The sequence below is a fragment of the Gottfriedia acidiceleris genome (genome assembly GCF_050457485.1).
GTDB classification, from domain to species: Bacteria; Bacillota; Bacilli; order Bacillales; family Bacillaceae_G; genus Gottfriedia; species Gottfriedia acidiceleris_D.
Window position 1 is genome coordinate 173,063 of sequence record NZ_JBCMJM010000012.1, and the last position, 12,358, is coordinate 185,420.

The window sequence follows — 12,358 nt, forward strand, 5'->3', positions numbered from 1 at the left end:
AACAATGAAATCTACTAAACAGAAAATAGTGACTAACTTCGATGCGGTTGTCGTTGGAGCTGGCTTTTCAGGATTATACATGCTTTACCGTTTACGTGAGACTGGTTTATCCACGCGAGTATTTGAAGCTGGTGATGGAGTAGGTGGTACTTGGTATTGGAATCGTTATCCAGGAGCTCGTTGTGACGTTGAAAGCATCTATTACAATTATATGTTCTCAGAAGAACTATATAGAGAATGGAATTGGACGTCAAGATATGCAGCCCAACCTGAAATACTAAATTATTTAAACTTTGTAGCCGATAAATTTAATCTCAGAAAAGATATAACATTTGAAACTCGAATTCGATCAGCACATTATGTAGAAGAGAATAATTTATGGATGATTCATCTAAATAATGGTACAAGTGTCTCAGCTAAATATTTTATTACAGGTGTGGGCTGTCTTTCCGCTACAAACCTACCAAACTTTAAAGGATTAGAAAATTTTAAAGGTGAATGGTATCATACTGGGAATTGGCCTCGTGAACAACAAGTAGATTTCAAAGGTAAACGTGTCGGTATTATTGGCACTGGTTCAAGTGGGGTTCAAGCAATTCCTGTAATTGCTCAAGAGGCAGAGCATTTAACTATCTTTCAACGAACGCCACAGTATAGTGCACCGGCGAGAAATTATCCTTATGATTCAGAATATATTACTCATGCAAAAGAAAATTTTTACGAGATCAAAAAGCATTTGCGGGAGTCGCCACTCGGCCAGCCAGCGAACATTCCGACACAATCAGCTTTAGAAGCTTCACAAGCTGAACGTAAACAAGTATTTGAAAATTGCTGGGAGAATGGCGGTTTCGGTCTATCTAGAACCTATAATGATATCGTGCTAAATGAAGCTGCAAACAAAACAGTAGCTCAATATATTCGTTCTAAAATTGGTGAAATAGTGCATGATGCTGAAGTAGCTATGAAGTTAATGCCTCAGTATTTTTATGCTACAAAAAGACCAATACTTGACACTAATTATTATGAAACATTTAATCGTGAAAATGTTACTCTCGTCGATGTAAAAAGCTCACCAATCGAAGAAATTACTGTAAATGGTGTAAAAACTACAGAAAATGAATATGGATTTGACGTTATCGTTTTTGCAACTGGTTATGATGCGATAACTGGACCTCTTTTGAAGATTGATATTCAAGGAAAAGACGGGTTAACTCTAAAGAGTAAATGGTCAGGTGGTGCTCAAACAAGGACATATCTTGGGATCGCTAATGCTGGGTTTCCGAACATGTTTATGATAACTGGTCCTGAAAGCCCTGCTGCAATTAGTAATATGGCTGTATCCATTGAGCAACATGTAGAATGGATTGCAGATTGTATAGAATATTTAAGAAAGAATGAAATAGAAACAATTGAAGCAAAGGAAGATGCGGAAAATGCTTGGAGTAATCATTGCAGAGAAGTTGCAGAAGCAACTCTCTTTACAAAAACAGATTCTTGGTATAACGGAGCTAATATAGAAGGTAAGCCTCGCGGGTTCCTAATTTATCTTGGAGGTGTAGGTGCTTACAAAATGAAATGCGATGAAATTGCAGCTAAAGGATATCAAGGATTTACATTAGTTCCTTCTAAAAAGACTGCACTCACTGACAAGCAACTAATTGATAATTTTAATGAATAAATGTAAATCAAGACAGACCCTCAAGTTTTAGTTTTGTGTCCTCTTTTTGAGAGTGATGTGGTTCAGATTCAACTGAAAATAATTTATTAAGATTTGAATTATATGTAACAGATGTCTATTATTTATCACTTAAAATCAAGAATTAGTAAGGAGAAGGTATTAATGAGATTAAAAGAAAAAACTGCTATTGTAACTGGTGGAGCTAATGGAATTGGTAAAGCGACTGTTCAAAAATTTTTAGAACATGGTGCTAATGTTGTTTTTACAGATGTTAGTGAAGTTGCTGGGAAGAAAACATTAGAGGAAATGCAGAAAATTTCTAATAATGTACTTTTTATTCAGCATAATGTTCAACAAGAATCAGATTGGATCAATGTAGTTGAAGAAGCTATGAGGAAGTTTGGTAAAATTGATATTTTATTCAACAATGCAGGAATCTTCAGTTCAAAACCAGTGACTGAATATGAGACAGATGAGTGGAATCACTTATTTGGAATTAATGTGACAGGTGTTTTCCTTGGTATGAAGCATATTGTACCAGTTATGCGTGAACAAAAAAGTGGATCAATTATTAATACTTCTTCGGTAGCTGGAATAAAAGGTGCTTCAAATGTTACTCTTTACGGAGCAAGTAAAGGTGCAGTTCGCATTATGACGAAAGATTTAGCAATTGAAGTTGCCGTAGACCAAATCCGTGTCAATTCAATTCACCCAGGTATCATTCAAACTGCAATGGGGGATGATCTTGCAGCCAGTGTAAATGCAACTTCAGATCAATTGGTAATGTCTATTCCATTAAGACGATTAGGCACACCAGAAGATATTGCAAATCTTGTAACATTCTTAGCCTCTGATGAATCAAGTTTTATTACTGGAACTGAGATGATTATTGATGGCGGTATAACAGCTAGATAGTTAAAGTGTTCCACGTTTAATAGTACTCAATTATCCTCGTAATTTCTTGTTCATAAGATTAGTAGTATGACTGAAGAAGTAGGAAATAAATAGAATTTCAAAAAAATGTGATCAAGAATATTATTTAATGTAATTAAGGTGCGGTAATTTGAGAAATTTCTTTAGAAAAAATAAATTGCATATTTGAAAATATGAATCATTTTATAGGTCAAGCATTTCAATTTTTACGAAATTCTAATTAGCGAGGGGAATATAAGTGACGGAATTACAAACAAAACTTTTAATTAATGGGATTTGGCGTGAAGGATCAAGTGGAAATTTTTTTAATGATGTAAATCCATATAATGGAGAATTAATTATACGATTTAGATTAGGGAATAAACAGGATATTAATGAAGCATATGATGCAGCTAAGAGTGCACAGAAAAAATGGGCAAAAACTTCTAATTCAGAGAAAAAAGCCGTAATAACAAAAGTCATCCAATCTTTTGAAAAAAGAAAAGATGAAATTATTGAACTACTTGTTAAAGAAACGGGAAGCTCGTATATTAAAGCTAATTCAGAATATTTAGCCGGTATCGGTACGATTCTTGATGCAATGTCTTATATTGATAAAGTAGGTATACCAGTTATTACAGCTTCTGCAATACCAGGTAAGGAAAATATAGTTTACCATGAACCAGCAGGTGTAATCGGTGTTATTTCACCTTTTAACTTCCCTTTCTTTATTTCTTTAAGAGCTGTCGCCCCTGCAATTGCGGTTGGCGATGCGGTTGTACTTAAAACAGATCCTCAAACACAGCTTACTGGTGGAGCAATTATTGCAGAGGTTTTTGAAGAAGCGGGTTTACCAAGAGGTGTATTAAATATGGTAAATTTTGATGTTTCTGAAGTTGGAGATTATTTCATTGAGCATCCAATACCAAGCATTATTTCATTTACAGGTTCTACAAATGTGGGTCGTCATATTGCTAGTCTTTGTGGGAAACATTTAAAAAGGGTAGCACTTGAACTAGGTGGCAATAATCCTATGGTCATATTAGAAGATGCGAATATCGACCAGGCAGTAAACGCAGCATTATATGGTAAATTTATGCACCAGGGACAAGTTTGTGTCATTACAAATCGCATATTAGTTCATCAAAATCTATACGATGAGTTTGTCAAACGATATGTTGAGCGAGCAAAACAAATACCATATGGTGATCCAAGTGATCCAAAAGTATTTATTGGTCCACTAATTAATGAAAAACAAATTCAAAAAGTATTAAATACCGTTGAAATTGCAAAAGAGGAAAGTTGTAATCTTGTTCTAGAAGGTAAGCGAGTAGGTAATGTTATCACACCTTATGTTTTTTCAGATGTTAAATTTGATTCAAAATTAGCTCAAACAGAAGTGTTTGGTCCAATCGCAACAATAATTCCCTTTAAAACATTAGATGATGCTTTAGATTTTGCAAATCATACAGAGTATGGTTTAAGTAGTGCAGTATTTACATTAGATATTGAAAAAGGTCTCGAATTTGCTAAATCTATTGAAAGTGGTATGTCTCATGTGAATGACATTACGGCTAATATTGCTCCTAATATGCCATTTGGTGGAATTAAAGGATCAGGACACGGACGATATGGTGGAGAATATGGTTTTGAAGAATTCACGACAGTACGTTGGATTACTGTTCAAAAAGAGGAAAGAAAATACCCAGTGTAATCAATGTTAAAAGAGCTTGTGTAATTGAACAAGCTCTTTTTGTATTAAAAATATAAATTAACAGAAATACAAACTATTACATTAATTCTGATCTTTGTGTGGATACGTATGTTTACTATTAATCAACTTACGTAAATCGCCTCGAAATAAAACATCCTTTAATTCTTTGAATCGAAAAGGAATAAAAGGAGCTAGATATGGCACTCCAACCGATTTTAGAAAAGCCATATAGATAATACTTAAAACAATACCAATAATAAAGCCTTTTAGTCCAAAAAAATAACCAAGCAAAAGTAGAGCGAATCTAAGTGTTCGCATTACACCATATAATCCACCTTCTGCTATTGAAATACTTGATAAAAAATTTATCCCAACAATAATCAAACTTAACGGGTGTACTAATTTTGCTTCAACGGAAGTTTGTCCAACTACGATTGCACCAATAAGGGATACGAGAATAACTGTTGTTTTGGGTATTCTTAACGAAGCTTCAGTAAGTAATTCAAATATGAATAGCAAAAACATGATTTCCATAAAAAGTGGCAATAGTGTGTCAGATTGAGTTAATAGTTTCTTAGAAAATAGATCCGGAAACCAATCTTTATGAAATCGAACTAATGTTACATAAAGCCCAAACAACCCTATAGACAAAAACCAAGTGAAAAACCGTAATAATCTGATCACAAATCGACTACCTTTTGCTGTGTATTCATCCGGCTGTTGAAAATAATGAATAAATAAAGTTGGAACAATCAGTACATAAGGAACACCATTTACCAAAATTATTACTCTTCCTTCATACAATGCTGAAACAGAAACATCAGGTCGTTCACACGTGAAAACCAGTGGGAATAGAACTTTTTTCTCTTCTAAAGCATCTTCAATTACACGAGTTTCAAGTAAATAGGTTACGTCAATCCCGTTTATTTTTTTTCTTGTTTCATCTAGAACTTTTTGATCAACAAATTCTTCTATATAGACAATCGCAACATCTGTTTTCGATTTATTACCAACTGATATCGTTTCAACTGTAAAATCTGGGACCTGAATCATATTGCGCAGCAAGTTCACATTAACTTTTAACTGTTCATTGAAACCAATCAATGAACCTCTTGAAGTTCGTTGAGCATCTGGCTCAGCTAGCGCTCGCATTTGCCAATCAGATGAATCTGCTAAAATTCCTTGATCATATCCATCAATTAATACGAGTGCTTTTCCTTTTGTTAATGCTATACAAATCTCATCAAACTTAGTCACAACGCTTACGTCAATAATTGAAAGTTTTCCTGAAATAATTGATTCGATACTCTTAATTCGATAAATTCCTTGCAAAGGTTTTAGAAGATTTTCCTGTATATTTTTCGTATCGGTAATTCCATCTATATAAAGAATGGCTGCGTCTCGAACAACTTCATCATTTATTGTAAATGTTCGTACTTTTAAATCGGATGTTTTATTAATGTTATCTCTTATTTGCATAAGATTCTTATGCAAACTAATTGATAAAGAAAATGATTCCATTTTATTCATATTTACTCTCCATATAACACTAAGTTTAAATAGCATATATCCAAATTTTTTAACAGTATGTACCCAATACACTCTGACTTAAACACTAGTATTGTAATATTGTATTCCTTCATCAACTTTTACTTTATTAGCCATCCAAAATAGTTGTTTTACGTAATTACGTTTTTAAGTCTAATATTAAGTAAAATATTCTATTTATTTAGAATGTTAAAAATTATTTAGTTAAGATCAGGAGGTATATAACATGGGAAGTTTAAATGGAAAAGTAGCGATTGTTACAGGTTCAGGTAGAGGGATTGGAAAGGCCATTGCACTTCTACTAGCTCAAGAGGGTGCAAAGGTTGTAGTAAATGATTTAGGAACTGGGGTAGATGGACAAGGTCAAGATGTAAATGTTGCTGATGAAGTTGTTAATGAGATAAAAGCATTTGGTGGTGAAGCAGCTGCAAATTATGATTCAGTTGCTGAATTGCAAAGTGCTGAAAAAATTATACGGACTGCAATTGATCATTTTGGAAAGATAGACATTGTTGTAAATAACGCGGGAATTTTACGAGATCGTATGTTATTTAAAATGTCTGAAGAGGAATGGGATGCGGTTATCAATGTACATTTGAAAGGCACATTCAATATGACACGAGCGGCGGCTCCATATTTTAAAGAACAATCAAGTGGGCGTTTTATCAACTTTACTTCCACTTCTGGTTTAATTGGAAACTTAGGGCAAGCAAATTATGCTGCAGCAAAGCTCGGAATTGTTGGTCTAACGAAATCAACTGCATTAGATATGAATCGTTATCAAGTAACAGCAAACACAGTAGCTCCATTTGCATGGAGTCGTATGATTGGTGCAATCCCAACTGAAACTGAGGCTCAGAAAAAACGAGTTGAGAAAGTTAAACAAATGAGTCCAGATCATATTGCACCTTTAGTAGCATATTTAGCAAGTGATGCTGCTGCTGAAATTTCGGGACAAATTTTCTGTGTTCGCGGAAAAGAAATTTTATTATTTTCTCAGCCTCGCCCAGTACGATCAGCTGTTAATAATGATGGCTGGACAGTCGAAACAATTGGATCTCAGGCGATGAAAGCATTCAAATCTAGTTTTACTTCTTTAGAAGTTTCATCGGATGTATTTCCATATGAACCAATCGTATAATTCCTCATACTCTTAAATTAATAAAATCTATTAATTTAATTTTCTTAACAAAAATTTTGGAAACGTTTACACTTGTAAATTTCAAAATATCATTAATTTGCTAGTTGTATAAATGTTGCATTTGAAATCAAAGCAGAAAGGGGAATAATGATGAAATTTGAAACGAACATAGGTATAGCTAAACCAGATAAGATTTTTGTGCATGGATATGATTTGACAGAAGATTTAATTGGAAACATTACACTTGTTGATATGGCATTTTTAGGTGCTCTTCATCGCCGACCTACTGAAGAAGAGTCAAAAATGTTAAATGCCTGCATGGTTGCAATTTGTGAACATGGATATACTCCCAGTTCGATTTCGGCACGTCTCACATATTTAGGTGCACCAGAGGCAGTACAAGCGGCGGTTGCCGCAGGATTGCTTGGAGCGGGTTCGGTCTATCTTGGTGCAATGGAAAATACAGCACAAATGCTTCAAGAGGGTTGGAAAACTTATGGTCGATCACAAGATGTTGCAATTGTTGCATCAAGCATATTAGCAGAGCGAAAAATGAAAAATTTACAAATTATGGGCTTTGGCCACCCAATGCATAAACCAGTGGATCCTCGCACACCTAAATTATTTGCTTTAGCCGAACAATTAGGGTTCAGTGGAAAGCATATTGGTTTACTGAAAGAAATTCATATGCAATTTAGTGAACAAAAAGGAAAGGAAATTACATTAAATGCTGCGGGTGCAATTGGGGCAGTTCTATCTGATATGGGGTTACATTTCAGTGTAGTAAAATCCTTCGCAGTAGCAGCACGTGCAGTCGGTTTAATTGGACATATTGTAGAAGAAATTGAAGCGGGTAGGAAAAACTGTATGTCTCAAAAGCTTTATGATTACGTTGAAGAAAATACAGTATATGAGCCTATACATCAAGCTTAAAATATTTGAAACACCCTTTTGTAAACTAGTTTAAGAGGGAATAAGGAGGCAGTGCTAAATGAAAATAATAACAATTATTAAACAAACATTCGATACAGAAGAGAAAATTGTAATTCAAAACGGCAATATTATTGAGGATGGTGTTAATTATATTATCAATCCATATGATGAATATGCGATTGAGGAAGCAATTAAATTACGTGAGGAACATGGAGGGGAAGTGACAGTTATTTCAGTTGGGACTGACCAAACAGAACCGGCACTTCGAACGGCTTTAGCAATGGGTGTAGATCATGCGATATTAATTGAAAATGAAGATTATCAACTTGACGAGTATAGTACAGTAAAAATTTTGTCTTCCGTTATTAAAGAACGAGAATTTGACATTATATTAGGTGGGAATTTGTCTGTTGATTATGGTTCGGGTCAGATTGGTCCACGACTTGCTGAGGAACTGAATATAGCACAAGTTACAACGATTACTAATCTAGAAATTGATGGACATAAAGCAATAGTAGAAAGAGACGTTGAAGGAGATAAAGAGATTATTGAGGTTACACTCCCAGTTCTCCTTACAGCTCAACAAGGATTAAACGATCCGAGATATCCATCACTTCCAGGTATTATGAAAGCAAAGAAAAAATCTATTGAAGTACTGAAAATAGACGATTTGGATATGGATGAATTGGAAGTGAAAACAATTACGAGTGAAACATTCTTTCCACCAAATAAAAATATCGGAAGGATTCTAACCGGAGAATTAAAAGCTCAAATTACAGAATTAACAACTTTACTTCGAAATGAAGCGAAAGTTATTTAAAAATAAAGGAGAACTAGTGAGTATGAGAAAAGTACTAGTAATGGCAGAAGCAAAAAATGGTAATTTAAGAAACGTTTCACTAGAGACACTAACTGCCGCTAAGCGTTTAGCTGAAAATGGTGAAGTAATAGTGTTAACCATTGGTAGTAATTTAAGTAATTATTTTGATCTTTTACAACAATATGGTGCCAACCGGATTTATTCAATAACTAATAAAGAACTAGATTTATATATGACAGATTCATATGTACAAGCTGTGTGCGAAGTTATAAAAATTGTACAGCCAGATGCAATTTTAATTCCACATACTTCAATAGGTAAGGATCTTTCTCCTAGGGTAGCAGCACGATTAGGTATAGGACTTATATCAGATGTCACTGATATTCAGATTGAAGACGATGAAATCATTTTCACACGTCCCATTTATTCTGGAAAAGCTTTTGAGAAAAAGAAAGTATTATCAGGTATTATATTTGCAACTATAAGACCAAATAATATTCAATCTATAAAAAATGAATGTGTATCAGAAGTGATCGAAATGACAGTTGATTTAAAAGATTTACGCACAATTGTAAAGGAGGTTGTAAGGAAAACAACAGGTAGTGTAGATTTATCTGAAGCGAAAGTAATCGTCTCTGGTGGACGTGGAGTTAAGTCCGCAGAGGGTTTTGCTATATTACAAGATTTAGCAGATGTTTTGGGTGGAGCGGTAGGTGCTTCCAGAGGAGCATGTGATGCGGAGTATTGTGACTATTCATTACAAATTGGTCAAACAGGAAAGGTTGTAACGCCTGATTTATATGTTGCATGTGGAATTTCTGGTGCTATTCAACATTTAGCTGGAATGTCCAATTCAAAAACTGTTGTTGCAATAAATAAAGATCCTGAAGCACCAATTTTCCAAGTGGCTGATTATGGAATTGTTGGAGATTTGTTCGAAGTAATTCCACTTTTAACTGAGGAATTTAAGAACCTACTTGTTACTTCTTAAGTAGTTTCATAGCGTAACAATTTTTTAAGACGAGTTGTAACTAGTGAGGATTAATAGAAGAAACTCAAATTTTTAAATTCTGTATGTGTTAGGAGAAGATAAATGAATAATCAATTAGAAGTAAAAGTGGGGTTGAAATTAGAACCTTATTCATATCGAGTTGAATTAAATAAAATTAAAGAATTAGCAATTGCGATTGGTGATGAACGGCTTGAATACATGTCTGGAGAATGTGTTCCACCAACTTTCCCTACTGTAATTGATTTTTGGGGAACAAGTGGAATTGGATTAGGAACTCTACTTGGTCTAAACATTTCAAAAGTATTGCATGGGGAACAAGCTTATGAATATAAGGGGAAAATTCAAATTGGAGATACAATAACTGTTTCCGGTGAAGTGGTAGATTATTATTTTAAGGCGAATATGAAGTTTATTGTTATTAAAAAAGAGTATATTAACCAATTCGGTGAATTAATTTTAGTTAGTCGATCAACAATCATTGAAAGACAATAGGAGGTGGCGTAATGCATATAGGATATGATTTAATGCCAGTACAAAAAGAAGAAATTACTCATATACAGCTTGTACGATATGCAGGAGCTTCAGGAGATTTTAATCCAATTCATACAGTTGTTCCTTTTGCAGAGAATTCTGGCCTTGGAGGAGTAATTGCTCATGGGATGATGATTATGGGTTTTATTGGACATGCGATCACTAGTTGGTTTGAACCTGAAAAATTGACAACATTTTCTGTACGTTTTCGTGCAATGACAATACCGGGAGAGAAAATTACAGTTCAAGGATCGGTCGTAGACGAAACCAAGGATAAATGGGTTTGTGAAGCAGTTGCAATAAATGATCAAAAGGAAGTAAAAGTAAGCGCTACATTTGAAATCAGAAAATAACAATTCAAAAAGGTAAAGTAGATTATACAGTTTAAACAACAATCACTTCCTATTCTACTTAATTCCAGTGCAAGGGAATAAAACTTTCGAAATCAAAATTTAATCTTTTAGGGGGAGTGACATGAATTCATTGTCTCAACAACTATTAATCGGTCAGGCTTTAAAATACGCAGCTCATTATAATCCAAATAAGGAAGCTTTTGTCTATCAGGAGAAAAGGGTAACTTATCAACAATTATTAAATAGGGCTACTCATTTAGCAGGATGGCTTCAAAAACAAGGAGTAAAAAAAGATACTAAAGTGGGTTTCCTATTAAAAAACAGCTTGGCCCTAGTTGAGGTATATTTTGGGATTGGTTTAACGGAAGGTGTTTGTGTACCAGTTAATTTTCGCTTAGTACCAAGTGAAATCGAGTATATTGTAAACAACTCAGATATACAAATTCTATTTATTGATTTTGAATATATCGAGATTATTCAATCAATTCGAGGGAAACTTCCAAAAGTAGAAACAATTATTGTTGTAGAAGCTAATCAAGAATTAAAGAAATTCGAGATGGTTGACTACGAATCTATTTTTGAAATGCCTGTCAACTATTTACCTAGTAAAACCCAGAATGATAATGATGCACATGTAATTGTCTATACATCAGGTACAACAGGCCGTCCAAAAGGAGCGGTACTAACTCATAAAAATATTTATATGCAATCCTTAAATCGGATGGCAAGTTTAAAAAAAAATCAATATATAAAAGTTTTAATTGTTCCGCCACTATTTCATATTGCCGCTTTAACTTTATTAGTTACTATTTGTCTTCAAGAAGGTACTGGGGTTGTTCACCGTGAGTTCCAACCAGAAAATATTTTAAGAACAATTCAAAATGAAAAAATTGAATATTTATTTTTAGTTCCAGCAATGTGGAATTTTCTACTTCACAGCCCAAATCTGATGGAATTTGATATAAGTACGATGAAAAAATGTGCAACAGGTGGAGCCATTTGTCCTCTAGAATTAAAGAAAAAAATATTAAAGGTATTCTACAATGCTGAACTGTATGAGTCCTTTGGACAAACTGAATCTCTTCAAGTAACCTACTTAGATCCCAAAGACTCATTACGAAAAACATCTTCGGTTGGTAAAGCAAGTGTTAATGTACGTATACGAATTGTAGATAATGAAATGAATGATGTTCCAATCGGCGATATTGGTGAAATTGTTTATCAAGGTCCAACGATTATGAAAGAGTACTATAAAAATCCAAAAGCCACAAAGGAAGCTTTTAAAGGTGGTTGGTTTCATAGTGGAGATTTAGTACGAATGGATGAAGAAGGATTTATCTATATTATAGACCGTAAGAAAGACATGATTATAAGTGGAGGTGAAAATATTTATCCTGCTGAGCTGGAGGAAGTGCTTTACTCACATCCAGATATCATTGAAGCTGCAGTAGTAGGGATACCTGATCCCGAGTGGGGAGAAAGTGTAAAGGCTTATATCGTTACAAGAAATAATAATCTAAATGAAGAAGAAGTTATCGAATATTGTCAAACTAAATTGGCTTCTTATAAAAAACCACGATTTGTTGAATTTCTTGAAGCGTTGCCACGGAATGCCTCTGGGAAAGTCTTAAAAGTACTATTACGTCAAAATAAGCAACAAAAAAATCTAATTTAATTAGATGATTGATTATGTTTACTAACTATTTAAGATTGAGG

Annotated in this window: 11 protein-coding genes; 10 read left to right on the forward strand and 1 reads right to left on the reverse strand. The window is 34.0% G+C overall.

The annotated features are described in order from the left end of the window. Positions 1 to 4 precede the first annotated feature (4 nt). From ABEY15_RS13940 to ABEY15_RS13950, 3 genes are all read left to right on the forward strand, one after another. A complete protein-coding gene (locus tag ABEY15_RS13940) occupies positions 5 to 1,678 on the forward strand; it encodes a flavin-containing monooxygenase (RefSeq protein ID WP_429890723.1) in 1,674 nt (557 codons plus the stop codon). A gap of 162 nt (positions 1,679 to 1,840) precedes the next feature. Beyond that, positions 1,841 to 2,593 carry an SDR family NAD(P)-dependent oxidoreductase gene (locus ABEY15_RS13945; RefSeq protein ID WP_429890725.1) on the forward strand — a complete coding sequence of 251 codons (753 nt, stop codon included), beginning with the start codon at positions 1,841 to 1,843 and terminating at the stop codon, positions 2,591 to 2,593. 256 nt (positions 2,594 to 2,849) lie between these two features. After that, complete coding sequence (locus ABEY15_RS13950; RefSeq protein ID WP_429890727.1) at positions 2,850 to 4,304, forward strand: aldehyde dehydrogenase family protein; 1,455 nt, start codon at positions 2,850 to 2,852, stop codon at positions 4,302 to 4,304. A gap of 81 nt (positions 4,305 to 4,385) precedes the next feature. Here ABEY15_RS13950 and ABEY15_RS13955 read toward each other — a convergent pair whose 3' ends face one another. Next, a complete protein-coding gene (locus ABEY15_RS13955; protein WP_429890728.1) occupies positions 4,386 to 5,834 on the reverse strand; it encodes a spore germination protein in 1,449 nt (482 codons plus the stop codon). Between the two features lie 244 nt (positions 5,835 to 6,078). On the opposite strand from ABEY15_RS13955, the gene ABEY15_RS13960 reads away from it, so the two are divergent. The 7 genes from ABEY15_RS13960 (at position 6,079) to ABEY15_RS13990 (ending at position 12,317) form a co-directional block, all read left to right on the forward strand. Then, on the forward strand, positions 6,079 to 6,993 hold the full coding sequence (locus ABEY15_RS13960; protein ID WP_429890729.1) for an SDR family NAD(P)-dependent oxidoreductase: 915 nt from the start codon (positions 6,079 to 6,081) through the stop codon (positions 6,991 to 6,993). Positions 6,994 to 7,143: 150 nt separating this feature from the next. Further along, positions 7,144 to 7,926, forward strand: a complete 783-nt coding sequence (locus ABEY15_RS13965; RefSeq protein WP_429890730.1) for a citryl-CoA lyase — start codon at positions 7,144 to 7,146, stop codon at positions 7,924 to 7,926. Positions 7,927 to 7,984: 58 nt separating this feature from the next. Beyond that, positions 7,985 to 8,746, forward strand: coding sequence for an electron transfer flavoprotein subunit beta/FixA family protein (locus ABEY15_RS13970; protein ID WP_429890731.1), 762 nt, complete (start codon positions 7,985 to 7,987; stop codon positions 8,744 to 8,746). A gap of 22 nt (positions 8,747 to 8,768) precedes the next feature. After that, entirely contained in the window at positions 8,769 to 9,737 is a 969-nt protein-coding gene (locus tag ABEY15_RS13975; protein WP_429890732.1) for an electron transfer flavoprotein subunit alpha/FixB family protein, read from the forward strand. Between the two features lie 102 nt (positions 9,738 to 9,839). Continuing rightward, on the forward strand, positions 9,840 to 10,250 hold the full coding sequence (locus ABEY15_RS13980; RefSeq protein ID WP_429890733.1) for an FAS1-like dehydratase domain-containing protein: 411 nt from the start codon (positions 9,840 to 9,842) through the stop codon (positions 10,248 to 10,250). Positions 10,251 to 10,261: 11 nt separating this feature from the next. Then, complete coding sequence (locus tag ABEY15_RS13985; RefSeq protein WP_429890734.1) at positions 10,262 to 10,642, forward strand: MaoC/PaaZ C-terminal domain-containing protein; 381 nt, start codon at positions 10,262 to 10,264, stop codon at positions 10,640 to 10,642. Positions 10,643 to 10,763: 121 nt separating this feature from the next. Continuing rightward, complete coding sequence (locus tag ABEY15_RS13990) at positions 10,764 to 12,317, forward strand: class I adenylate-forming enzyme family protein (RefSeq protein ID WP_429890736.1); 1,554 nt, start codon at positions 10,764 to 10,766, stop codon at positions 12,315 to 12,317. Positions 12,318 to 12,358: the final 41 nt, after the last annotated feature.

What these genes read in the sequence shown, in the direction of transcription:
- ABEY15_RS13940 (WP_429890723.1), top strand. Translation starts at nt 5, where the DNA reads ATGAAATCTACTAAACAGAAAATAGTGACTAACTTCGATGCGGTTGTC.
- ABEY15_RS13945 (WP_429890725.1), top strand. Translation starts at nt 1,841, where the DNA reads ATGAGATTAAAAGAAAAAACTGCTATTGTAACTGGTGGAGCTAATGGA.
- ABEY15_RS13955 (WP_429890728.1), bottom strand. Translation starts at nt 5,834, where the DNA reads ATGAATAAAATGGAATCATTTTCTTTATCAATTAGTTTGCATAAGAAT.
- ABEY15_RS13960 (WP_429890729.1), top strand. Translation starts at nt 6,079, where the DNA reads ATGGGAAGTTTAAATGGAAAAGTAGCGATTGTTACAGGTTCAGGTAGA.
- ABEY15_RS13965 (WP_429890730.1), top strand. Translation starts at nt 7,144, where the DNA reads ATGAAATTTGAAACGAACATAGGTATAGCTAAACCAGATAAGATTTTT.
- ABEY15_RS13970 (WP_429890731.1), top strand. Translation starts at nt 7,985, where the DNA reads ATGAAAATAATAACAATTATTAAACAAACATTCGATACAGAAGAGAAA.
- ABEY15_RS13975 (WP_429890732.1), top strand. Translation starts at nt 8,769, where the DNA reads ATGAGAAAAGTACTAGTAATGGCAGAAGCAAAAAATGGTAATTTAAGA.
- ABEY15_RS13980 (WP_429890733.1), top strand. Translation starts at nt 9,840, where the DNA reads ATGAATAATCAATTAGAAGTAAAAGTGGGGTTGAAATTAGAACCTTAT.
- ABEY15_RS13985 (WP_429890734.1), top strand. Translation starts at nt 10,262, where the DNA reads ATGCATATAGGATATGATTTAATGCCAGTACAAAAAGAAGAAATTACT.
- ABEY15_RS13990 (WP_429890736.1), top strand. Translation starts at nt 10,764, where the DNA reads ATGAATTCATTGTCTCAACAACTATTAATCGGTCAGGCTTTAAAATAC.